General features: G+C 37.9%; 20 protein-coding genes. All 20 read left to right on the top strand.

Features of this window, described 5'->3' with window-relative positions; genetic code table 11:
• Positions 1-18 precede the first annotated feature (18 nt).
• On the top strand, positions 19-1,116 hold the full coding sequence (gene gmd, locus BMY50_RS19135) for a GDP-mannose 4,6-dehydratase (protein ID WP_093327659.1): 1,098 nt from the start codon (positions 19-21) through the stop codon (positions 1,114-1,116).
• A 73-nt stretch (positions 1,117-1,189) separates the two neighbouring features.
• Complete coding sequence (locus BMY50_RS19130) at positions 1,190-2,644, top strand: MBOAT family O-acyltransferase (protein WP_093327656.1); 1,455 nt, start codon at positions 1,190-1,192, stop codon at positions 2,642-2,644.
• A gap of 5 nt (positions 2,645-2,649) precedes the next feature.
• Positions 2,650-3,594 carry a hypothetical protein gene (locus BMY50_RS19125; RefSeq protein WP_093327653.1) on the top strand — a complete coding sequence of 315 codons (945 nt, stop codon included), beginning with the start codon at positions 2,650-2,652 and terminating at the stop codon, positions 3,592-3,594.
• A gap of 100 nt (positions 3,595-3,694) precedes the next feature.
• Positions 3,695-5,140, top strand: a complete 1,446-nt coding sequence (locus BMY50_RS19120; protein ID WP_093328192.1) for a lipopolysaccharide biosynthesis protein — start codon at positions 3,695-3,697, stop codon at positions 5,138-5,140.
• Between the two features lie 8 nt (positions 5,141-5,148).
• Entirely contained in the window at positions 5,149-6,216 is a 1,068-nt protein-coding gene (locus tag BMY50_RS19115; RefSeq protein WP_093327650.1) for a nitroreductase family protein, read from the top strand.
• A gap of 56 nt (positions 6,217-6,272) precedes the next feature.
• Positions 6,273-7,427: a polysaccharide pyruvyl transferase family protein gene (locus tag BMY50_RS19110; RefSeq protein ID WP_093327647.1), complete on the top strand. Its 1,155-nt coding sequence runs from the start codon at positions 6,273-6,275 to the stop codon at positions 7,425-7,427.
• Positions 7,428-7,435: 8 nt separating this feature from the next.
• Positions 7,436-8,344, top strand: coding sequence for a glycosyltransferase family 2 protein (locus tag BMY50_RS19105; protein WP_093327644.1), 909 nt, complete (start codon positions 7,436-7,438; stop codon positions 8,342-8,344).
• Positions 8,345-8,411: 67 nt separating this feature from the next.
• Positions 8,412-9,359 carry a glycosyltransferase family 2 protein gene (locus BMY50_RS19100; protein WP_238383821.1) on the top strand — a complete coding sequence of 316 codons (948 nt, stop codon included), beginning with the start codon at positions 8,412-8,414 and terminating at the stop codon, positions 9,357-9,359.
• A gap of 39 nt (positions 9,360-9,398) precedes the next feature.
• Complete coding sequence (locus BMY50_RS19095) at positions 9,399-10,190, top strand: glycosyltransferase family 2 protein (RefSeq protein ID WP_093327641.1); 792 nt, start codon at positions 9,399-9,401, stop codon at positions 10,188-10,190.
• Positions 10,191-10,192: 2 nt separating this feature from the next.
• Positions 10,193-11,359 (top strand): glycosyltransferase, encoded by a 1,167-nt coding sequence (locus BMY50_RS19090; protein ID WP_093327638.1) that lies wholly within the window; start codon positions 10,193-10,195, stop codon positions 11,357-11,359.
• A 14-nt stretch (positions 11,360-11,373) separates the two neighbouring features.
• Positions 11,374-12,525: an O-antigen ligase family protein gene (locus BMY50_RS19085; RefSeq protein ID WP_093327637.1), complete on the top strand. Its 1,152-nt coding sequence runs from the start codon at positions 11,374-11,376 to the stop codon at positions 12,523-12,525.
• Positions 12,522-13,604 carry a glycosyltransferase gene (locus BMY50_RS19080; RefSeq protein WP_093327634.1) on the top strand — a complete coding sequence of 361 codons (1,083 nt, stop codon included), beginning with the start codon at positions 12,522-12,524 and terminating at the stop codon, positions 13,602-13,604. Before BMY50_RS19085 ends, BMY50_RS19080 begins: the two co-directional genes overlap by 4 nt.
• A gap of 14 nt (positions 13,605-13,618) precedes the next feature.
• Entirely contained in the window at positions 13,619-14,809 is a 1,191-nt protein-coding gene (locus tag BMY50_RS19075) for a glycosyltransferase (protein WP_093327631.1), read from the top strand.
• A complete protein-coding gene (locus BMY50_RS19070) occupies positions 14,802-15,347 on the top strand; it encodes an LbetaH domain-containing protein (protein ID WP_093327629.1) in 546 nt (181 codons plus the stop codon). The genes BMY50_RS19075 and BMY50_RS19070 overlap by 8 nt, the downstream gene beginning before the upstream one ends.
• A gap of 127 nt (positions 15,348-15,474) precedes the next feature.
• Positions 15,475-16,302, top strand: coding sequence for a glycosyltransferase family 2 protein (locus tag BMY50_RS19065; protein WP_093327626.1), 828 nt, complete (start codon positions 15,475-15,477; stop codon positions 16,300-16,302).
• Positions 16,303-16,377: 75 nt separating this feature from the next.
• Positions 16,378-17,607, top strand: a complete 1,230-nt coding sequence (locus tag BMY50_RS19060; RefSeq protein ID WP_093327624.1) for a WcaI family glycosyltransferase — start codon at positions 16,378-16,380, stop codon at positions 17,605-17,607.
• Positions 17,608-17,663: 56 nt separating this feature from the next.
• Positions 17,664-19,100: a capsule assembly Wzi family protein gene (locus tag BMY50_RS19055; RefSeq protein WP_162276635.1), complete on the top strand. Its 1,437-nt coding sequence runs from the start codon at positions 17,664-17,666 to the stop codon at positions 19,098-19,100.
• A 22-nt stretch (positions 19,101-19,122) separates the two neighbouring features.
• Positions 19,123-19,896, top strand: a complete 774-nt coding sequence (locus tag BMY50_RS19050) for a polysaccharide biosynthesis/export family protein (protein WP_093327619.1) — start codon at positions 19,123-19,125, stop codon at positions 19,894-19,896.
• 13 nt (positions 19,897-19,909) lie between these two features.
• Complete coding sequence (locus tag BMY50_RS19045; protein WP_093327616.1) at positions 19,910-22,288, top strand: GumC family protein; 2,379 nt, start codon at positions 19,910-19,912, stop codon at positions 22,286-22,288.
• 33 nt (positions 22,289-22,321) lie between these two features.
• A partial coding sequence (locus BMY50_RS19040) for a nucleotide sugar dehydrogenase (protein WP_093327613.1) occupies positions 22,322-23,559 on the top strand: 1,238 nt, incomplete at its 3' end.

The following is a 23,559-nucleotide window of genomic DNA, read 5'->3' as shown; positions in this document are numbered from 1 at the left end:
TATATTAATAAGTAAGATATGAAAACAGCATTAGTTACCGGCGTAAACGGACAAGATGGCGCTTATTTAGCAGAACTACTACTAGAAAAAGGCTATATGGTGCATGGCATTAAAAGACGCTCATCACTCATCAATACAGATCGTATAGACCATCTATACCAAGATCCTCATAGTGAGAATGTACGGTTTAAGCTGCATTATGGTGACATGACGGATAGCACGAATCTTATCCGTATTATTCAGGAAACGCAGCCTGATGAAATTTATAACTTGGCGGCAATGAGCCATGTAAAAGTAAGTTTTGATACCCCTGAATACACCGCTAATGCCGATGGAATTGGAACTTTGAGAATTTTAGAAGCTATTCGGATTTTAGGATTGGAAAAGAAAACGCGTATTTATCAAGCATCTACTTCGGAATTATATGGCCTAGTACAGGCAGTACCTCAAAGCGAAACAACTCCTTTCTATCCTCGTAGTCCTTATGCTGTAGCTAAACTTTATGGTTATTGGATCACAGTAAACTACCGCGAAGCGTATGATATGTATGCCTGTAACGGTATTTTATTTAACCATGAAAGCCCCTTAAGAGGTGAAACGTTTGTGACAAGAAAGATTACAAGGGCGGTAGCGGCTATTTCCTTAGGTCTACAAGAAAAAATGTTTTTGGGTAATTTGGATGCTCGTCGCGATTGGGGGCATGCAAAGGATTATGTAAAAGCGATGTGGCTTATACTACAACAGGATAAGGCAGAAGATTATGTTATTGCGACGGGTATAACTACTCCAGTACGCGATTTTGTAAAAATGGCCTTTGCAGAGGTAGGAGCCGAGATTGAATTTACGGGAGAAGGCGTGAATGAAAAAGGATTTGTGAAGGCGGTAACTAATCCGGAATTTGAGCTAAAAGTTGGCCAAGAGGTTGTGTCGGTAGACCCTGCTTATTTCCGTCCGACAGAAGTAGAATTGCTAATTGGTGATCCTACTAAATCAAAAACTAAATTAGGCTGGGAGCCGGAATATGATTTACCTGCTTTATGTCGGGAAATGGTTGCTGCGGATGTAGAGGTATTTAAAAAGGATAATAAGACCCAGTGGGAGCATCTGGCTGGTTAGAATTGCTTTCGTTAAATGAAGATTTGGATGTTCAATAGCTATAATATTTGAGAAAATAATTTAAAATAGACGGATGTTATTCAATTCTATTTCGTTTCTTGTTTTTTTTCCGATCGTTTTTATATTATATTGGTTTGTAACCAATAAATCCCTAAAAACGCAAAACTGGCTACTCTTATTTGCTAGTTATTACTTTTATAGTTGTTGGGATTGGCGTTTTCTGTTTTTATTGGCGTTTTCAACCGGATTGGACTATCTAACGGGGTTGAAAATTTATAGATCGGACTCGCAGCTTGGAAAAAAAATTTGGTTGGTAATTAGTATTGGAATCAACTTGGGTTTCCTTGGTTTCTTTAAGTATTATAATTTTTTCGCAGCATCTTTTGTCGATTTTATAGGTGTGTTTGGCCTTAAAGCATCTTATACCACCTTAAATATCATCTTACCGGTAGGAATTTCTTTTTATACATTCCACGGACTTTCATATGTACTTGATATCTATAATAAAAAGATCGAACCAACAACCAATTGGGTTGAATACTCCCTTTTCGTGAGTTTTTTCCCCTTACTGGTTGCCGGACCTATTGAACGTGCAACCCATCTATTGCCTCAAGTTGAAAAAGCACGCACTTTCAGATACCAGCAGGCAGTAGATGGGTTAAAGCAATTTCTATGGGGGCTGATTAAAAAAATTGTCATTGCAGATAATTGTGCAGAATATGCGAATGCGATTTTTAACAATACGGAGCAATACTCGGGATTAGTGCTTGTTTGGGGGGCTATATTGTTTGCCTTTCAGATATATGGTGATTTTTCTGGATATACTGATATGGCTTTAGGGACTGCTAGGTTGTTTGGTTTTGAACTCCTCAAGAACTTTAATTATCCTTATTTTTCAAGAAATATCGCTGAGTTTTGGAAGCGTTGGCATATATCTCTTTCGTCGTGGTTTAGAGACTACTTATATATCCCATTGGGAGGAAGCCGTGGGTCTCTATGGATGACTATTCGAAATACTTTTATTATTTTCTTAGTAAGTGGTTTTTGGCATGGCGCTAATTGGACATTCATTGTGTGGGGAGGGCTAAATGCCTTATTTATTATGCCTTCGGTGATCTGGAAAAAGAAAAATAGGGAGACACAGGTTGTGGCAGAAAATAGCTTATTACCTTCTTTAAAAGAAACGGGGCAATTGTTACTCACCTTTGGTTTAGCAACTTTCGCATGGATATTCTTTCGTGCAGAAAGCCTAGGACATGCCGGCGAATATATTAGTAGAATGTTCTTGTTCGGAAGTGATCCTAATCCTTTTCATTATCCTGAACTTCGTTCTTCGAGGATTTGTGCCATGTTGTTAGTGCCATTCTTATGTGTGGAATGGTTGGGACGGAAAAATAACTATGCGATTGAAACATTAGGTCTTGAATGGCCTCGAATAATACGTTGGTCTATCTATGGTCTGCTCGTTTACTGTATAGGTATGTATATGAATACTGGAGGTGCGGAGTTTATTTATTTTCAGTTCTAAATGGTATGAAACAGTTTTTAAAAGCTTCTGCTGGATTTGGGGTATTTGCGCTCATTCTTTATACCTGCCTATTGGTATTGAATAAAAGATTTTTACCCCAACGCTTGATGCCTAATACTTTTAAGTATGATACTGCCAGTGATTTTACGGCAACGCGACTTCATGAGGCCGATAGCACGGAAAATGTTGATCTGCTGATTCTAGGCTCTTCTCATGCCTACAGGGGATATGATACCGAGTTTTTAGCAAAACAAACTGGTTTGAAAACATTTAATCTTGGCACATCTGCGCAAACATTGAAACAAACTGAGATATTATTAGAACACTATATTTCTAGATTAAATCCTAAATATGTTGTATTGGATATTTATCCGGCATTACTTGATAACGATGGAATAGAGTCTATGTGTCAATTACTTTCTGTTGAAGTGTTAACTAAAAATATGGTGTACGAAGCACTGTGCACATTTGATATAAGGGTGTATAATACGCTGCTCTACACCTTAGTGAATAAACTTTTTCACTTTTCATCAGATTTTAAAGATAAGTCTATTCCCGGAGAGAAGTATGTGAAGGGTGGTTATGTTCGCTCATATATTGCTGAATATGAGGACGCGCCGTTCCCTGCTTCTTCACTGAAAATTTCTGAGGAACAAGAGATATCTTTTACAAGGATAATCAGTATGCTAAAAGAGCGTAATATCAAATATATTATGCTGCAAGCGCCTTTACCGAAGGAACGATATAGTAGTTATTTAAATAACGATGAGCTCGATAACACGCTGAAGGGCTTTGGTAACTATTATAATTTTAACAAGGAGAAATCCCTGCCACGTTCTTTCTTTATGGACCAAAGCCATATTAATGCAAAAGGAGTTTATCTGTATAATAAATATGTTTTGGAAAAACTTAGAACAATTTATCAAAGTACTAATCTGTCACGAAATTGAATAGATTAAGCATTGATTTTCCACCATGTAAGGGGGATTTTAAGCGTGCGAAGCGCTTTTTTGAACGAATTGAAATAGTAGAGATATATAAATGCCATCAATGGATAATTCTAAAAAGCTGGTTGTAACAGGTGTTTTTTGGACTGGGGTGCAAATGGTCGTCAACCAGGGCTTTGGGTTTATTATACGCTTGGTTTTGGCGCGTATCTTATTTCCGGAAGAATTCGGAGTAGTAGGTATGGCAACCGTATTCACGGGTTTTGTACAGGTGTTTAACGATATTGGCATTGGAGCTGCCTTAATACAAAAGAAATCTACCGACCTTAGGGATGAACATTTTCATACATCGTTTTGGACCGGTGTAGTCTGGTCCATCTGTTTATATACCGTCATTAGCCTATTGGTTGCGCCGCTGGCTGCTATGTTCTATAAGGAACCTGTTTTGAAGTCCTTAATTCCCATTATTAGTTTAGGAGTGCTTTCTAGTCCAATTAATTTGGTTAACAGAGCACAATTGACAAAAATGATGAACTTCAAAAAAATTGCATTTATTGATAATACATCTAATATTATTTCTGGATGTTTAGCATTAATACTTGCGTTTATGGGTGCAGGCGTTTGGTCATTGGCTTTTAATTCTGTAGCATCTATTGTTGTTGCTATTCCACTATATTTTAGAGCCACGGGATGGACCCCAAAATTTATATGGGATCGACAAGCATTTAAGGATATATTCGGTTTTGGCCTCTATACAACAGCCACTAATGTTATTAATTACCTTATTAATAATATAGATTATCTGTTGATAGGTAAACTTTTAAGTGCACAACTGCTGGGTGCATATACTTTCGCTTTTGTTTTAACAGATACTTTTAGAGGAAGATTAATGGCAGTGGTAAATAACGTGATGTATCCGTTTTATGGAAGAAAGCAGTCGGAGCCAGAAGAGTTAAAAAAATATTATCTCAAAGTGGTGAATTACAATAGCTTAATCATATATCCGATAATGACGTTCATGTTCACTTTTGCTGAACCTTTAATATTGACCTTTTTTGGAAGCAAATGGATAGATTCTGTTGAGCCACTTAGACTGTTGTCGGTATCTGTGATGTTCCATATGATGGTTAATAGCAATACCGCACTTATCAGAGGTATGGGCAGGCCTGGGCTAGAAATGAAACTCCAACTAGTGAAGGCGTTTATCTTTGTACCAACGCTGGTGATGGGTATTTATTTCTATGGAATAATAGGAGCGGCATGGGCAGTAATGATCAATAAAGCAATCGCAGTAGTAATAGCACAATATACGTTTAATAGATTGCTTCACTTAAAAGTAAGCACAACCGAGTTTCTTATTGCGGTTAAAAACCCATGGATAGCCTCAATTTTGGCTTTCATAATAAGTTATACCTGCTATAAATATGTTGGTGTGAATTTTTTTCTGGCAGGTGCCACTTTATTAATTAGCTATGGGCTTTTTATCTGGTTATTGATGGAGAATGAGCTAAAATTTATGGTGCTTCAATTAAAGGGATTAAAAAAGTAATTAAATATATGAGAAAAATCCTAAAACCAATCAGGTCTTCTTTTCAGGGTTTAGTAAGCGAACATCTTCCAAAATATTGCATGAAATCACGTATGCTCTCCAGTCTGTATTATGCATTTTTTGACAAGTCTTTTCTGAGGGAAAATCAAGCTGTTTTAGCTGGTAGAGTTAAACACATTACAGAAGCGAAAGAAGTTAAGGCCAACTACTTCTTACTTGTGAGAAATACACACCGTATTGAAAAAGGGCTCTTAATGCGACCTAGACGCCCTGTGTTTGGGAAAGACTATATTAAAGAAACGATCGACAGCTTCGAAGGAATATGTAAAATGCAGTCGGACGTCCAGGCAAACTTGCAATTAAAATGGTTCAAGGATGTACTTTCGGAGTATTTTACGCTGGCGGGAGAGGTCGATGCTTTCGTTCAGAAACAAGGAGAACGATTTTTTAAGATTATGGCTTCTTGCGGGCCGGATAATGTGCACACTGAGGAGACACTGAAATCAATACCTTATGTAAGGTTGGAAGAGCATAAAAGTGATATTTCTTATGAACAGTTTTATCGCCTATGTAAACAAAGACGATCGGTGAGATGGTTTCTCGATAAACCTGTGCAACGTGATATGATAGACAAAGCGGTCTTAGCCGCCAATCAAGCACCCAGTGCCTGTAACCGTCAGCCTTTTGAATTCAGAATTTTTGATGAGATTGATCTGGTAAAAGAGGGAATCAATCTTCCTATGGGAACGAAAGGATATGGTCACTCTATTCCGATATTTATTGTGCTTGTTGGGAATCTAGACGCTTACTTTGATGAGCGGGACAGGCATGTCATTTATATTGATGCTTCCCTCGCATCCATGTCTTTTATGTTGGCATTAGAAACAATGGGATTAAGTAGCTGTGCAATCAACTGGCCGGATATAGAAACCAGGGAACAGAAAATGGATAAATTTCTAAATCTGAAAGCACATCAACGGGCATTGATGTGTATAGGTGTAGGGTATCCAGATCCTGAAGGATTGGTGGCCTATTCAGAGAAAAGACCTTTAGACCAGATCCGTAAGTACAATTAATTGTTAACTACCTGTTTGTGGTAACAGGATTTGAAGCAGCCGTTAAATTAAAATAAATGATAAAAAAGCGTTTAGTAATCGAATTAAGAGGTGTTGATTTTGTTAATAAAGGAGCAGAATTAATGTTGAATGCCATTAGAACCATTTTATTAGAAAGGTATCCAGACATCATCTTTGTAATGCAGAAGAATCCAAGAGCCCCTGCTGCTGAGCTTAATAAAAATAATATTTATATCAAGTTTCTCTTTCGGAACTTTCGGGTGAAGTGGGAGAACGTCGCTTATTTCTTACCAAGGACTTTGCTGCTTAATCGTAATTATGTGCTTCCTCAAGATATTGATTTAGTTTTAGATGGTTCGGGATTTGCATTTGGAGATCAATGGGGTGCACAATATGCGCAGAAAAGATTAGGGAATGATATTGCTAAATGGAAGAATGAAGGGAAGAAAGTAATCTTGTTACCTCAAGCATTTGGGCCATTTAACGACGAGGCACTTCACGAAGTGATGAAAAAAATCATCAACCATTCGGACCTTATTTTTGCAAGGGAGAAACAGTCGTATGAATATATGAACGGTATAAATGCCTCGCCTAAGATTAAACTAGCACCTGACTTTACGAATCTGATAAGTGGGGTTATTCCAAAAGATTTTGATGCTACAAAGAATGATGTTGCAATTATTCCTAATTATAAAATGATTGAAAAAATTTTAAGTAAAGAGGAATATTTAGCATTCTTGAATGAGACGATCCAAGCCCTTCTCGAAAATGGGAAACAACCCTATTTTTTGATTCATGAAGGAGAAAAGGATCGTAGTATTGCTGAAGAAGCTAATGCAAGGCTAGCAAAACCTATTTCACTATTTCATTACGCAAACCCACTAGCTGTTAAAGGGATAATTTCCACTGCTTCCTTTATCATCTGCTCAAGATTTCATGGTGTTGTTAGTGCTTTATCACAAGGTGTTCCTTGTTTAGCAACCAGCTGGTCGCATAAATACGAAATGCTCATGGAAGAATATGGATATCCTGAAGGAGTGATTAAGGATCTGAAAGACTTTGATAATCTTAAAAATAAAATTAATGAATTGTCAAACCCGGATAAAAGAAAGGAAATTTCCCAGCGACTCAAAGATAACAGTGCCATTCAAAAGAAACGGTCAAAAGAAGCGTGGGAACAGATTTTTGATTTTATAAACAATATTAATTGAGATAGCGGATGATTTCGGTTGTCATACCTTGTTTTAATTGTGAGAAGTTTGTGATGAGAGCCATCAATAGCGTGGAGAAGCAGGTTTTTACAGATTGGGAAATTATTGCAGTAAATAACAATTCTACTGACAATACCCGCGCGGTGCTGGAGCAGGTGGAGAAACAATGGCCTCATAGATTTAAATTACTAGACGAGTTAAAAAAGGGTGCTCCGGCAGCAAGAAATACGGGACTTAAACATGCAAGAGGAGAATGGATACAATTTTTGGATGCAGATGATGAACTATTGCCTTCTAAATTTCAGGATCAAATAGATATAATAAGAAATCAGGATGTTGATGTGATCGTTAGTGAAGCAATTGTTTTTAAATGGGTTCATGGAAAGACGTTGGAAAGTACCCGGAAAGTCTATAAAAGCGATTTTTGGTCGGGACTTATTTTATCTCTTTTAGGTATTACAAGCACAAATCTCTGGCGTAAAGATATGCTGGAAGATATAGGGGGTTGGAATGAGGCTATGTCTTCTTCCCAAGAATATGATCTGCTATTTAGGATGATGAAAAAGGGGGCAAAAGTAGTATTTGACAACAAAACAAATACAATTATTCATCAGGCAGATAGCGTTATATCAAAAAGTTTTGATAAAGAAAAAGTAAGTCGGATAGTCGATAATAGAATTCAGTTGAGGTTGGATATCAAACAATACCTGACGGAAACCGGACAACTAAATGTAGAACGAAAACGATTGATTGATAATTATATCTATTGTGAATTGATGTTTAATAAAGACAGTATTCCGACCTATGTCAAGTCGCGTATGAATAGCCTTGTGCTCGATGTGGATATTAAAGACAGAATGAAACAAAATTTCGAATACGCCAAAAGAATGGTAAAAAGAGTCGTAATAAGAAGATAACGCTGATACAGCAAGTTACTTGATAAGTCATGGAGTTTAATTTCAATAGATCGCAAAAAATATAAGAATGTACGAAATGGAAATATCGGTAATTATTCCTGTTTACAATGCTGAAACTTATATAAGAGCTGCTGTCGATTCCGCTCTACAATTTAATGAGGTGCGTGAAGTGATTTTAGTTGAAGATTGCTCTCCAGATAATGCATTAGCAATCTGTAAGGAATTAGAAGCAGAATATGGGCGGGTAAAATTATTTCAACATGAAAATGGTGTGAATAAGGGGGCTGGTGCTTCAAGAAATTTAGGTATTAGCAAAGCTAGCGGTACTCATGTAGCATTCTTGGATGCGGATGACCTCTATATGCCTAATCGATTTAATGCCGAAAGGGAAATGGCAGTGCAAGGGAGAATTTTTGATGCAATGTACGGTGCGTTGGGTATACATTTTTACTCTACTGATGCCCAAGAGAAATATGCCAGCCATTTCTCTACTAATTTTACAGTTGTAAGAGATTTTGAAGATGGCGAATCTATGTTTGAAGAGCTTTTAGGAATGAATAGGAAAAGAAGGGGCCATATTCATTTGGATACACTGACAATAAGAAAAGAGATATTGGATAAAATGCCTACACATTTTCAGGAGAATTTAAGATTGCATCAAGATTATGAATTTACTATACGATTAGGATATTATGCAAGATTTATTCCTGGAATTATTGATCAGGCAATAGCTACGAGAGGAGTACATCTTGAAAATCGCTATACACAAGTCGGATTTAAGGAGAAAAAATATTATCGTAATCAATTATTGGTGTGGGAAAGCTTAAGTAAATGGAGTGAACAAGAAAAGATTGCTTCAAAATATAAACGCTTAATTAGCCGACGAATCTATTCTTACAAAATTGCCAGCGCTTATTTCTTGAATGCTTGGGGCTTATTTATGAAATACCTAGTGAAGGATAAGTGGTTGCTTAAAGAGTATAAGATTTATTACAGAACGATGTTGAATAGATAAAACATAAAAAGATTAAGGCTTGCTTCAATTTATACTTATATGAAGGTTTCGAAAAACGCATTGGTTTCTGTAATTATTCCTGTATACAACAGGGCTGATTTTGTTGGGAGTACGTTAGATAACCTCTTGGCCAATAACTATCGTCCATTGGAAATAGTCTTGGTAAATGATGGATCAAAAGATGAATCGTTAGCTGTTCTTAAAGAGTTTAAAGAACAGTATGAAGATGAAACGTTCATTGTTAAGGTGCTCGATCAGCGCAATCAAGGTGCTCCTGTGGCAAGAAACCTTGGTTATGCACACGCGGAAGGCACGTTTATTCAATTTTTGGATAGCGATGACCTCATTAGTCGAGAAAAGTTTATCCTTCAAATTGACGCTATGACAAAGGAAGGTGCTGATTTTGGTTTATGTGATTTCGAAATGATCTATGTAGATAATGGAAAACATGTGTATCATTCGAATGCGGAAAGGTTGCGAAAAGTTCTTAAAACACATGGTTCTTTTGGATGTGGTTCTCCTTTGCTTACAAAGGAGCTAGCGGATAAGATTGATTGGAATGTAAATCTTAAAAGGAATCAGGATGTTGATTATTTCTTAAAAGCGGCGTTGATGTCGAGTAAGATTGCTTATATAAATAAACCTCTTTATACTTACATTAGGCATAGCAGTGACAGAATATCAGATTCTTATAGTAAAACCTCACCCGTTTACTATGAGCGAATAAAATCTTTAAGCCGACTGTTTGGTCATGTTCCCAAAAAGCTCTATACCTTAATTGCCATTAGTAATTTGTATCTAAGTTTATTCAAATTTAAGTTAAATAGATAAAGATGGTAAAACTTTTATTTGATATACTAATTACAGGGCACCATATCGAATATATCAGTCATTTGGTTGATTATCTTTCGAGGAATGAGAATGAGCATCAATATGTGTTTATTGTACATCCTGATTTTGAAGACCGTTTTTCGCAAATAGCCACGAAAGTAGAGCATGCCGGTAATATGATGCTTGTTGGGGTTACTCAAAAAGAGTTCGATATAACTCAGCAAGGCGGGTTGGTACGGCAATCTTTTAGTATGTATAAAGTTGCAAATAAGTATGCACGCCGGTACAATGCGAAGCATGTATGCTTACTTTATTTTAATATTTTTCAGCTTCCTTTGTCAATTTTTCGACCCAAATACACCGTGAGCGGTATTTTATTCTTTCAGTTTTCTCGCATGGCTACAAGCAGTTGGAAAGAAAAATTGAAATATTATCGAAAATATGCCATAACGAAAGGATATACCATGAATAGGCGGCTTAAACGTGTTTTCGTATTGAATGATGAGCAGACGGTATCCTTCTTAAATCAGGAATTTAATACCGTAATTTTTAAAATGCTTGCTGACCCGATCCCGGTATTTTCTCCTGTTAAGACTTTTGAGATTTACCAGCATTATGAAATTGAACGACAACGCAAAATATTTCTTCATATTGGCAGCCTAAGCGATCGTAAAGGGACCTTTGAATTTGTGAAGGCAGCTACTTTTTTGGCGCCAGAAGTGCAAGAGATGGCCATGTTCTTACTGGTTGGAAAGACTGGAAATAGACAGGAAGAGGAGGCTCTTCAAAAAGCTATTCGAAAGGTGAATGAAGAGAGCAATGTAACGATTGTTTGGGATAACCAATTTGTTTCTAATGAGATGATGAAAAGTCTATTTGACCAGTGTTATGCGGTGGTGATCCCCTATAAAAATGCAGAGGCTTCTAGTGGTATACTCGGGCACGCTGCAGCTTCCAATAAGATGGTGATTACAGCAGGTAAGGGATTATTGAAAGATATTGTTGAAACATATAACTTAGGTTTATTGGTAGAAGAGGTGACGCCTGAGCTTGTTGCCAACAAAATAGAATTTGCCATTAAAACTCCTCATAACGGCGATAGAGCACATGAATTTGTTCGAACAAAAACAGTAGAACATTTTGCCGTTGAAGTGGCCGCCGGCTTATAAGGTTAATAGAATATATGCACGAGAAAAGAAATAAGATTTGGGTATATGGATGCATGGTCATGATTGTGTTTCTAAGTTCATTTCGGGCTCCTGATCTGGAAGTAGCACTCAATTATGCGGTTCCAGGTTATATTCAGATTATTCAGAGTCTTTCCGTTCCATTGGTGCTGTTGTGTATGTTGCTAAGTATTTTCCTAATGGTTAATATAGAAAGTGAAAACGCAGAAATTTCTACTTCCTTATTGTTATGTTTTTTTGTTTTCCAGGTTATTATTTTATTGACTGAATTTTCTAGACAAAACAATCTTCAGGATTTTTTGATTAGGTTGATATTCAGTACTGTTACATTTTTTTATTTCCTAAAGGTAGTTGGAAAGCTTCCGCTCTATAAGGCAAATGATTACTCGATCTTAAAGGCTTTCTTTTGGGGGAGTTTTGTTTTTATTTGTTTAAACCTTCTTTTACACAAAACAGGCTTAGCCACTGTAATGTGGAAAGGTCGATTATTTGGGCTCACGGCCCACCCAAATTTTTTAGGAATTTGTGCAGCTATTGAAACGGTATTGGCTCTACTTTTTTTCATGGAGGAGAAAAAATGGAAAAATCGGGTAATATATAGTGTTGGCGCTGGTTTAGGGGCTTATGTTTGTTTACTCACCTTATCACGTACTTCAATGTTAGGAGTGGTTTCAGCGGGGTTTGCTTTTTCTTGTGTGGCAATGAAAAATTCTTCTTTTAAGCCATTTTTTATGATTTTGATGGTATTTGTATCAGTGATACTAATAGCAAATATAACGGCTGATTCTTTGGATTATGCAGATAGAGGAAATACAAGGGAGCAAACCTGGAAGGAATTATACGAAGATGTCGCGAAATTGCCTATTGTAGGTAAAGGTAGAACTGGTGCCAGTACCAATGCATACATGTTTGCGATTGTAGCAGGAGGTATTGTAGGTGCAATTTTTTTCTATAGGAGCCTGTTTGGGGCAATGGCATCTGCTTACCAGGACTTACTAAATACAAAAAATTTTAGACGATTAGCTTATTTATCCATATTGACGTTGGTCTTAGTGACATCAGTTTTTGAGGGATATTTATTAGATACAATAAGTATTCCTGCTTTTACTTATTGGATGTTATTGGCCGTTACCAAACAATTAGCATGAATAGTGTGAGAAAGAAAATTGCCATCGTAAACCCGACTGTTCCACATTACCGGAAAGATTTTTTTCTAGGTATACAACAGGCTATGCCTTGTGATGTATTTACCTATGAGCAGATAGGCGATATGAAGAAGAATCAGTTTCAGGTAAGTGATACTGTTACCTGTACATTGAAGAAAAAGCGGTTTAGTAAATTTCTGATTTATAAAACGCAACCGCTTATGCAAGCTGATTATCAAACATTGGTGTTGATGTGGGATTTTTCGCAATTAACTACTTGGTGGTTGCTCGCTACTAAATTTTTCCACCGTAAGAGAATTATCTTGTGGGGGCAGGGTATTTCTGTGAAGCGCTATTTAACGGAGGAAAATACACCTAATATCTTATTGAAAGGCATGTTAGGTTTGGCCGATGGTGCATGGGTATATATGGAAAAGGAAGCGAAACAATGGCAAGCGGTTTTTCCAAATAAAAAAATTGCGGCACTTAATAATACCGTTTCCAACATCGATGAGATATTGGAAAGTCCAGGTATGCAAAGCATCTCGGATTTAAAAAATAAGCATAATATAAAAGAAGAAGTCTGCCTTATTTTTTGCGCTCGATTTGAAAATCCGAATCGACGTATTGATCTCTTGGAGGGATTGATAAAATCTTTGGATGCTCAAAAATTTGGATTCATTATCATTGGTGATGGGGTTTTTAAGCCTGATTTTAGCATGTATAAGAATGTTTATGATTTCGGAGCGGTATATGATAAGGTGTTGAAGGATGAGTTGTTTGGAATAGCCAACTTGTATTATCAACCGGGTTGGATAGGTTTGTCTGTTGTGGAGGCATTGGCATACGGTAAACCAGTTATTACTTTTAAAAGAAGCGAAGAAACGCTTCAATGTGTAGAATATGCTTATATACAGGACGGCTATAATGGACTTATTGTAGAAAGCTTGGATGAGTTAACTGGAAAATTATTGAGTTTAAATAACACGGCTATTGCATTAATGGGGGCAAATGCAAAGGCATATGCAAAGAAGTATTTGCGTATGAATCATATGGTTGATAAAGCGATTGGTATACTATAAATTTTTGATGATAGATGAAGATTTTAAATGTGATAGCAAGTATGCATCCCGAGCACGGGGGAACCAGTCAAGGTGTTAGAAACGCTATACCTGCATTGGCAACTTTCGGATTAGAAAATGAAGTAGTATGCATGGATGATCCAGATGCTGAATTTATTAAAGCAGATGACTTTGTGATTCATGCGCTGGGAAATAGTAAAGGACCATGGCAATACCAAGAGAAACTATTGCCTTGGCTGCTAAATAATATAGCTAATTATCAGCGTATCATTATTCATGGTTTATGGCTCTATCATAGTTATGCCGTTAATAAGGCAATTGATCAGTATAAGCGGACGAACAAGAGTGTTAACACTCCCGCGGTGTATATTATGCCGCATGGCATGTTAGATCCTTATTTTCAGCAGGCGTCTACTAGGAAGTTAAAAGCCTTAAGAAACTGGCTTTACTGGAAATTAATCGAAAACAAAGTGGTAAATGGAGCAGAAGGGATGTTTTTTACTTGTGAAGAAGAATTGAAGCTTGCCCGGATTCCGTTTTCACCTTACCGACCTAAAAGCGAATGGAATGTAGGATACGGTATTCCTCAGCCACCAGCTTTTCATGTAACCATGTGGGGCCAGCTCGTTGAAAAGTTTCCACAAATTAGCAAAGATGGATATTGGCTCTTTTTGAGTAGAGTGAATGAAAAGAAGGGAATTGATCTATTGGTCCAAGCTTACTTAAATCTCAAAAAAAAGGGAAATCTTAAAATCCCGCAGTTGGTAGTGGCCGGGCCGGGATTGGAAACGACTTTTGGTCAGCATGTCCAACATGTGGCTGCTAGTGAAAAAGACATCATTTTTACTGGAATGTTGGAAGGTGATATGAAATGGGGCGCTATTTATGGAGCGCAAGCCTTCGTATTGCCAAGCCATCAGGAAAATTTTGGGATTGCTGTTGTGGAGGCACTTGCTTGCACAAAACCAGTATTAATAAGCAATCAAGTAAATATATGGCGAGAAATTGAAGCGTTAGATGGAGGTATAGTAGAATCAGATACGTTGGAAGGAGCCACTATCATGCTTGAAAAATGGGCAGTGTTAAGCGACGGCCATAAACAAAGGATGGCAGAACAAGCGCTGGCCGTTTATCATAACTATTTTACGATAGAACAGGCGGCAAAGCGAATGGCTCAAGCATTAAAAAGCTTAAAATATGCATAATATTGATACGTATAAAGGGGCTTCTTTCTCGCTAGGGAATCGTTTAAAACGGCTAGCCTGGGGTATGTTTTATGTGGTTTTTTTTAGATTTTCACCGCGTCCTATGCATGCTTATAGAGCTTTTATTCTGCGCTGCTTTGGAGCGAAGGTGGGTAAAGGTGTCCATGTTTATCCTGGCGTGAAAATTTGGGCACCCTGGAATTTGATTTTGGATGATGAATGTGGTATTGCAAGCGGAGTAGAATTATATTCACAGGGAGTAATTACGGTTGGGTATCGAGCGATTGTATCTCAAGGAACTTATGTGTGTACTGGTACACATGATTATACTAAAGTAGGGCACCCTTTATATACGTTGCCTATCACTATAATGAATAAGGCGTGGGTTGCTGCTGATTGTTTTATCCATCCTGGAGTTACTATTGGAGAAGGGGCCGTGATAGGGGCCCGTTCGGTTGTAACGAAAAATATGCCTGATTGGATGGTTTGTGCTGGCCATCCTTGTAAGCCGCTAAAAGAGCGTGTGATGGATAATTAGCTAAGCTACTCATGATTGAAAGAGTAGAGTAATGATTAAGTAAGCGTTTTATATTGATTTAAAATTTTTTACGACAAGGAGTAAGGGTAGGGATATTCGTAGCTCATAACTTATAAAAAAATACAACATGATATCTGTATTGATTCTAACAAAAAATGAGGAACAGGATTTACCTGGATGCTTAGCTTCTGTAGCATGGTGCGACGATGTGCATGTTTTCGATTCATTTAGTGATGATCGTACTGTTGAAATTGCCCAAAAAGCGGGGGCGGTAATTACCCAACGTAAATTTGATAATTGGTCGGCTCACCAAAATTGGGGATTGGCAAATATTCCTTTTAAATATTCGTGGGTGTTATATATAGATGCAGACGAGCGGGTTTCTAATGGATTAAAGGAAGCCTTATTAGCTTTCGATTCTCAGGGAAGTAACGCCGTAGCACATGAAATACAAAGACGTGATTTCGCATGGAATGGCAGATGGTTAAAACATGCCCAAATTTCACCCTTTTATCTGCGGTTTTTTAGGCCAGATAAAATGCGTTACGAACGTTTAGTTAACCCCGTTTCTTTGCCAGATGGTCCAACAGGAAGACTAGAGGGGTATTTAGACCATTATCCTTTCAGTAAAGGGTTTAGATATTGGCTACAACGCCATTTAAGCTATGCTGATATGGAGGCGGCTATGCGATTGGAAGATATGGGTAACGGAACAAGTTTTTCTTTAAAGAAGGCTCTTTTCAGCAAAGATTTTACTGAAAAACGATTCCATCAGAAAGGTTTATTTTATAAAATGCCTGGTAGACCATTTATAAAATGGTGCTATATGGTTATGTGGAGAAGGGCTTTTATGGATGGAGTAGCGGGAACTACTTATGCTACTTTACAGTCTATTTATGAATACTTTATTGTTTTAAAGACAAAGGAATTAGTAAATAAACAAAGTTCTAAATGAGAATTTATAGATCCAGATGCATAAATATATGTGTTAGAGGAATTTTAGATGTGTAATAAAACAAATCTATAACGGATGAAAATATTAATCTTTGGGATCAATTATTCCCCTGAATTGACAGGTATAGGAAAGTATACAGGGGAGATGGGCGCCTGGTTAGCTTCTCAGGGGCATGAAGTAGCGGTGGTAACCGCTCCACCATATTATCCCGAGTGGAACATACATCCAGCATATAAAGGGAAAAATTGGTTTAAGGAAATTGTAGACGGAGTTACGGTGTATAGAGTTCCTTTGTATGTGCCAAAAGAGGTGACGTCAAAAAAGAGAATTTTGCATGAATTTTCCTTTTTGGGGGCGGTATTTCCCAAATGGTTCGGCTTATTGCTTAGGAAGAAATATGATGTAGTTATTAACATTAACCCACCCTTTCATCTTGGTTTTTTTGCCCTGCTTTACGCAAAAATAAAAAAAGCCCGACTTCTTACTCATATACAGGATTTGCAAATTGATGCAGCTAAAGATTTGGGTATGATTAACAATGAACGTTTATTAAAATGGATGTTTAAATCAGAAAAGTACCTACTGAACAATAGTCACGCCGTATCATCAATAAGCTTAGGCATGCAGCGTAAAATATTGGCCAAAGGGGTGCCGGAAAAAAAGTTTATTATGTTTCCCAATTGGGTAGACGAGCGTACGATTAAACCCTTAGCGAAAGAGAATTCCCTTCGTCAGGAATGGGGCATCCCATTAGGTGATAAAGTTGTATTGTATGCGGGCAATCTGGGTGAAAAACAAGGACTGGAAATTATTATTGAAACAGCCGAGCATTTCAAAGAAAGACGAAATATTCGTTTTTTGATCGTAGGTTCTGGTGGAAATAAGGAAAATTTGGAAAAACTAGCAGCAGAAAAAGGGGTGACAAATGTTTATTTCTATCCCTTACAACCCTATGCTAAGCTAAGTGAGATGTTAGCAACTGCTGATATTCATCTAGTATTGCAAAAAAAATCGGCTGCAGATCTTGTGATGCCCAGTAAACTGACAGGAATACTTTCGGCGGGCGGATGTGCATTGGTAACGGCTATGCCGAACACCTCTCTTTATGATGTGATACAACGTGATCAGCTAGGGGTACTGGTTGAACCAGAGTCAAAAAATGCGCTGGTTAGTGGTCTGGAGAAAATGCTTGAGGAAGATCTTAGCGCTTATCAAAATGCTGCTAGAGATTACGCAATGAAGCACCTTTCGAAAGAAAGAATAATGAGAAATTTTGAAAACAACCTGCTGGAATTGACGGGTTAAGGAAAAGGAAGGAGTGTTAAATGTTGTCGAAGTTGTGCTTTTTAACTTTAATAGGGATGGAATTTACGGTTGTGGCATTTGCGCAGGATACTGTAAAACATTGGCAAGACTCTATGCGAATAAATATTGGAACAATGGGAACATTTGCCTCGAAGGATTTTCAACCCTTTTGGATGGTTATGAATCAGTATGGAACAATTATCGATCGAAAGCAAGATTTTTCTACTAATCTTTATGTTAGTAATCAGCATTTATTAAATAAGCATCCAACGGATAGTGGGAAAAACTATCATCCTTTGAAGCTTAGTTATACATTGGATATCTATAATCATAATCACTTTGATGACTTTACCCTGGTTGAAGGCAATGTAAAGTTAAACTATAGCGGTTGGGAGATCAGAGCTGGGCGGTATCGCGAGACTATTGGAGAAGTGGATCCTTTACTTTCTACGGGATCATTGGGACTAAGTGCAAATGCCCTCCCTATCCCCAAAGTTGGTATAGCAGTGCTGAATTACAAAAATGTCCCTTTTACGAATGGTTGGCTGCAGTTTAAGGGACTTATTAGCCATGGCTGGATGGGTAAGGAACGTTACCTGTATAATTCATACTTACACGAGAAGGCATTTTACCTGAGGATTGGCCCTGGTAAGTTGAAATTATATGGTGGTGCCGTTCATTTCGGTGAATGGGGGGGGATTAGAAAAGGCTATAAGCTAGATAGAAGTTGGAAAGGTTTCTTTGATGTACTATTTGTGAAGGAAGCAAACGACGGCAGTCTCCCGAAGGAAAGTATCCTAAGACCGAACAGGGCAGGTGATCAAAGAGGTGTTCTAGAGTTTGGAGCAGACTTAGAAAGTAAATATGGTTCTTGGCATTTTTATCACCAAACACCTTTTGAAAGTGGTACTGGCATCGATATTCGAAACGTTGACCGCCTAGCTGGATTAAGTTTAACTTTTAAAGGAAATAACAGAAAGCTAAAAAGAGTGCTGGTGGAATATATATACACGAAACAAATGGAATCATATGGCGGAGAACAGCAAAGTTATTATAACAATGGAATGTATAAAACGGGATGGGAATATCATGACATGGTTGTCGGAATCCCGCTTTTTATAAATAGAGTGAGGGGAAGCCATTTTTTGAGGGTGAGACCCTTAGATTGGCATCGAGACGAGTATACTGAGGGCCTCTTAAGGGGAAATGGAAATATTATTAGTAATCGTATAATTGGAGGGAATGTTGGAGCGGAATATTCATTTTTTAGACAGTTTAAGTTCAGGACAAACCTCACTTATAACGTTCACTTCATGGATAGATCGGCAATTAGCCATTTAACGAATGATAAGTATAAGCAATTTTATATGCTACAATCTGTAGAACATACATTTAACAATAAATGGACAGTGACGGGTAATTTAGCTTGGGACGCGGGCGATTTCTACCATAATTTTGGTGTTGGCCTGGGAATGAAATATATAATTTTTTAGTGTTTAATCTTATAAGTGTTTTATGATGAGATATGTAAGTAGGTTTTTTATGTTATGCGCAATTTTTTTGATAGTGGGATGTAGAAGCAATAAAACGATTCCTTATTTTAAAAATATACCAAAATCTGAATATAATAAGATTGAACAAGCAGCTTATACAGAGTTGAAGATCAAGGAGGATGATATTTTGGATATTACTATTCAAACGGCTGATTTGAACGCTTCATCTGCCGTAAATGAGGGTGCAACGAACAATAGTGTAGTTGCTGGCAGCGGGCAAACGCGCGTATCTGGCTTTGTGGTAGATAAAAATGGAGAAGTAGAATTGCCTGTGCTAGGAAGGATTGAAGTAAGAGGATTGACAAGCTATGAAGCGCGTAGTGCTATTCGTAAAAAGGCGGATGAGTTTTTCGTGGATCCCACAGTACAAGTACGTTTTGTTAATTTCAAAGTAACGGTAATAGGTGAGGTACAAAGACCCTCAAGTTACACAATGCCTTCTGAAAGAGTAACGATCTTGGATGCTATTGGTTTAGCGGGAGATCTGACCATTTATGGAAAAAGAGAAAATGTGTTGCTGATCAGGGAAACAGATACTGGGAAGGAGCTAGTTCAGTTTAATTTAAATGACGCCCAAATTTTTAAATCTCCTTATTACTATTTGAAACAAAATGACATTATTTATGTGGAGCCAAGTAAGGGTAAAATTGCTTCTGCTGAATCGTCGCGGTTTAGTGTGATCGCTATTGTGGCCTCTTTATTATCAACAGCAGCTTTAATTATAACACGCCTTTAATCTGATTTGATCTATGAGTACAAATTATACGGAAGTGACACCTCAACCTAAACGAAAGACAGCCTTTAGTTATCACGACTATTTTTTGCGATTAATTCGTTTATGGCCACTCTTTTTGTTTAGTCTAATAGTTTGCTTTATTGCTGCCTATATTTATTTGCATTACTATACTATACCTGCATACCATGTAGGAGCAAAAATATTGATAGAAAATGATCAACAATCGGGGAGCCAGTCCTCAGCTCAATTAAACCTTGATAATCTCCTAGGTACTACCAGTGGTGTCGATAATCAGTCGGAAGTTTTGAAAATTAGGTCATTAATGGAAGCTCTGGTACGCGATTTTAAGTTGAATATCATGTGGTATAAAGAAGAACCGTTAAGGGAAATAGAGATTTTTAATGGTCCTTTTACACTGACATTTAACGGTACAACGGATACATTGAACCGTTCTTTAATCCTCAGTATGACAACATTAGATAGTACTAAATTCAATTTAGTCTACACAAATGGAAGTCAAGAAGAAATTGCTTTGCAAAATATTCCTTTTAATAGCCCTTTTGAACTGCCTGGATACGGTGCTTTTACGATGAGCAGTAATCCTCAGAAGAAACTGCCAGCAGCTGGAGAGGAATTTAAAATTAAAATATTGCCATTTGATGATGCGGTGTCTTCGCTGCGTTCCACTATAACGACCAATATTATAAATAAACTTACTACCATTATTGATATTCAAATGGATTGTGCTTTAAAGTCGAAGGGTGAATTTATTTTAACACGTTATATTGATCAATATATTAAACAGAATATTCAAAATAAGAGCAGGGTTGCCGATAGTACGATTGCGTTTATTGATCAACGTATTGTTTTGGTGAATGCTGAGTTAAATGGGATCGAGCAAAAGATACAGCAATTTATGCAAGGTAAAGGTCTTACTAATATTTCCGCACAATCTCAAATTATGCTGCAAAGGGATAATGAATATTTAAAACAGCTGGAGGATGTAGAAATACGTATGGAGGTTATGAAGGCGGTGGATTCGTTATTAAATGTACCCGGAGGAAAAAGTTTAATATCGGGAACGGTTTTGAATAATGGATTGTCCGATCAGGCATTCAATGCAATGATATCTAATTACAACGGTTTGGTATTAGAAAGAGAAAGACTTTTAATGGGATATAGGGTTAATAATCCTGTCGTTAAGAATGTAGATCAACGGATAGTCTCTGTAAAAGATAATATTTTTGAATATATCAGGAATTCGAGGAAAACGCTTGAGGTGAATAAGCAGGAAATTGAAAGAAGCGCTACTTTTGTTAAGGGTGACATTCGAGAGGTGCCTGAACAGGAGCGTGCTTTTTTGGACCTTTCTAGGCAGCAACAATTGAAACAAGAGCTTTATCTGTTCCTGTTACAAAAAAGAGAAGAAACGGCTTTAGCGAATACATCAAGTATTGCGGGAATTACTATTCTCGATAGGCCGAAAGCCGATAAGAGCCCATTCAGTCCAAAATCGTCTTTTATTTGGATTGGAAGTTTCATAGTTGCCTTTCTAATACCAACGGGCAAGGTTTTCTTAAGTGATAGTTTAAATACAAAAATTCAAGGTAGGAAGGATGTAGAAGATAGAAGTACAGCACCGGTGATTGCAGAATTAGGGCATAACTATACCGGAAAAGAACTGCTTGAGTTTGAATCGTCCAGATCCGTACTAGCAGAACAGTTTCGGGGCCTTCGTACAAATGTTCAATTTCTACTGGCAGAAGAAGGGAATAAGGTGGTCTTGTTATCATCTGGAATGCCGGGAGAAGGAAAGTCTTTTACTGCACTCAATTTGGCAAATGTTTTTGCTCATTCAGACAAGAAGGTCTTGTTGATGGAATTTGATTTAAGAAAACCGAAACTTTCTAAAACATATCAATCTGGGCAAAAGGGAATTTCTAATTTTATTATTGATAAATCACTGTCGCTGGATGATATTATTACAGCAGTTGATAATACAGGAAATGTCTATTTTGCAGCCTGTGGCTCGATTCCTCCAAATCCATCAGAGTTGATCTTAAAGGCTAGAACGAAGGAAATGTTTACCATGGCAAGAGAACAGTTTGACATTGTTATCATTGATGCACCACCTGTTGGCGCAGTGACTGATGCACAGCTTTTAAGTAATTACGCCGATTTATTTTTGTTTGTAGCAAGAGCAAATTATACACCATATAATATGTTAGGCCTACCGGAAGATTTGAAGAGGGAAAGAAAAATTAAAAGTTATGCCATTGTAATTAATGATGTAAAAATGAAAGGTAAAGGCATGAGTTATTATGGTTATGCTTATGGACACTATGCACAGGATGAAGAAAATAAACCTTTGTGGAAATTTTGGAAAAAATAACGATTATATTAACCCTTAATAGTTTCTGATACGATGACAATAAAGAAAATCTGCTGTATAGGAGCAGGCTACGTGGGTGGCCCTACGATGTCTGTAATAGCGAAACAGTGCCCTGATATCCAGGTAACGGTAGTTGACCTGAACGAATCGCGCATAGCTGCGTGGAACGATGTTGACGTAACAAAGATTCCGGTATATGAACCTGGGCTTAGTGAAGTTGTAGGAGAGGCACGCGGACGGAACCTGTTTTTTTCTACGGATGTTGAGCGGGCCATTGATGAGGCGGATATGATCTTCATTTCTGTTAACACGCCTACCAAAACCTATGGAGCAGGTAAAGGGCAGGCGGCAGACCTGAAGTGGATAGAATTATGTGCCAGGCAGATTGCCAGGGTAAGTACAACGGATAAGATCATCGTGGAAAAATCGACACTTCCGGTGCGTACGGCAAGCACATTGAAGGATATCCTTCACCATACCGGCAACGGGATAAAATTCCAGATATTGTCTAACCCGGAGTTTCTGGCGGAAGGGACAGCTGTTGAGGATCTGATGGCCCCTGATCGGGTACTGATCGGCGGCGATCAGGATAGCGACGGACAGCGGGCCATTGAAGCATTGGCGGCTGTTTACGCACGGTGGGTACCGCGGGAACGGATATTAACAACGAACGTTTGGTCATCGGAACTGTCGAAACTGACAGCCAACGCGATGCTTGCCCAGCGTGTTTCCTCGATAAATGCGTTATCGGAGCTGTGCGAGCATACTGAGGCAGACATCAACGAAGTGGCCAGGGCAATCGGAACGGATAGCCGCATTGGTCCAAAGTTTTTAAAGGCATCGGTAGGTTTTGGTGGATCCTGCTTTCAGAAAGATATCCTGAACCTGGTTTATATAGCCCGTACCTATGGTTTAATGGAGGTAGCAGATTACTGGGAACAGGTAATCATCATGAATGACCATCAGAAACGCCGTTTTGCCAATAAGGTTATCCGTACACTGTATAATACGGTTAATGGTAAAAAGATAGCCTTCTTAGGTTGGGCGTTTAAGAAAGACACGAACGATACGAGGGAATCAGCAGCGATCTATGTTGCCGACCATTTGCTTTTTGAACAGGCGAACATATCTGTTTACGATCCGAAGGTACCGGAGCAGCAGGTTTACAGTGATCTGGATTATCTGGCTACCCGTAGCAGTGAAGAGAATAAGCAGTTGTTAAAAGTAGAAACAGAGCCGTATGAAGCATGTAAGAATGCCCATGCGATTGC

This window comes from Olivibacter domesticus, from assembly GCF_900109575.1.
GTDB lineage: Bacteria > Bacteroidota > Bacteroidia > Sphingobacteriales > Sphingobacteriaceae > Olivibacter > Olivibacter domesticus.
The sequence above is the reverse complement of the archived record's forward strand: the minus strand, read 5'-3'. Positions and strand labels throughout refer to the sequence as shown.

Excerpts from the sequence above, each read along its gene's own strand:
- BMY50_RS19085 (WP_093327637.1), top strand. The coding sequence starts at position 11,374 with ATGCACGAGAAAAGAAATAAGATTTGGGTATATGGATGCATGGTCATG.
- BMY50_RS19050 (WP_093327619.1), top strand. The coding sequence starts at position 19,123 with ATGATGAGATATGTAAGTAGGTTTTTTATGTTATGCGCAATTTTTTTG.
- BMY50_RS19075 (WP_093327631.1), top strand. The coding sequence starts at position 13,619 with ATGAAGATTTTAAATGTGATAGCAAGTATGCATCCCGAGCACGGGGGA.
- BMY50_RS19120 (WP_093328192.1), top strand. The coding sequence starts at position 3,695 with ATGGATAATTCTAAAAAGCTGGTTGTAACAGGTGTTTTTTGGACTGGG.
- BMY50_RS19125 (WP_093327653.1), top strand. The coding sequence starts at position 2,650 with ATGAAACAGTTTTTAAAAGCTTCTGCTGGATTTGGGGTATTTGCGCTC.
- BMY50_RS19105 (WP_093327644.1), top strand. The coding sequence starts at position 7,436 with ATGATTTCGGTTGTCATACCTTGTTTTAATTGTGAGAAGTTTGTGATG.
- BMY50_RS19100 (WP_238383821.1), top strand. The coding sequence starts at position 8,412 with ATGTACGAAATGGAAATATCGGTAATTATTCCTGTTTACAATGCTGAA.
- BMY50_RS19090 (WP_093327638.1), top strand. The coding sequence starts at position 10,193 with ATGGTAAAACTTTTATTTGATATACTAATTACAGGGCACCATATCGAA.
- BMY50_RS19115 (WP_093327650.1), top strand. The coding sequence starts at position 5,149 with ATGAGAAAAATCCTAAAACCAATCAGGTCTTCTTTTCAGGGTTTAGTA.
- BMY50_RS19110 (WP_093327647.1), top strand. The coding sequence starts at position 6,273 with ATGATAAAAAAGCGTTTAGTAATCGAATTAAGAGGTGTTGATTTTGTT.
- BMY50_RS19070 (WP_093327629.1), top strand. The coding sequence starts at position 14,802 with ATGCATAATATTGATACGTATAAAGGGGCTTCTTTCTCGCTAGGGAAT.
- BMY50_RS19055 (WP_162276635.1), top strand. The coding sequence starts at position 17,664 with ATGGAATTTACGGTTGTGGCATTTGCGCAGGATACTGTAAAACATTGG.
- BMY50_RS19130 (WP_093327656.1), top strand. The coding sequence starts at position 1,190 with ATGTTATTCAATTCTATTTCGTTTCTTGTTTTTTTTCCGATCGTTTTT.
- BMY50_RS19080 (WP_093327634.1), top strand. The coding sequence starts at position 12,522 with ATGAATAGTGTGAGAAAGAAAATTGCCATCGTAAACCCGACTGTTCCA.
- BMY50_RS19065 (WP_093327626.1), top strand. The coding sequence starts at position 15,475 with ATGATATCTGTATTGATTCTAACAAAAAATGAGGAACAGGATTTACCT.
- BMY50_RS19045 (WP_093327616.1), top strand. The coding sequence starts at position 19,910 with ATGAGTACAAATTATACGGAAGTGACACCTCAACCTAAACGAAAGACA.
- gmd (WP_093327659.1), top strand. The coding sequence starts at position 19 with ATGAAAACAGCATTAGTTACCGGCGTAAACGGACAAGATGGCGCTTAT.
- BMY50_RS19060 (WP_093327624.1), top strand. The coding sequence starts at position 16,378 with ATGAAAATATTAATCTTTGGGATCAATTATTCCCCTGAATTGACAGGT.
- BMY50_RS19095 (WP_093327641.1), top strand. The coding sequence starts at position 9,399 with ATGAAGGTTTCGAAAAACGCATTGGTTTCTGTAATTATTCCTGTATAC.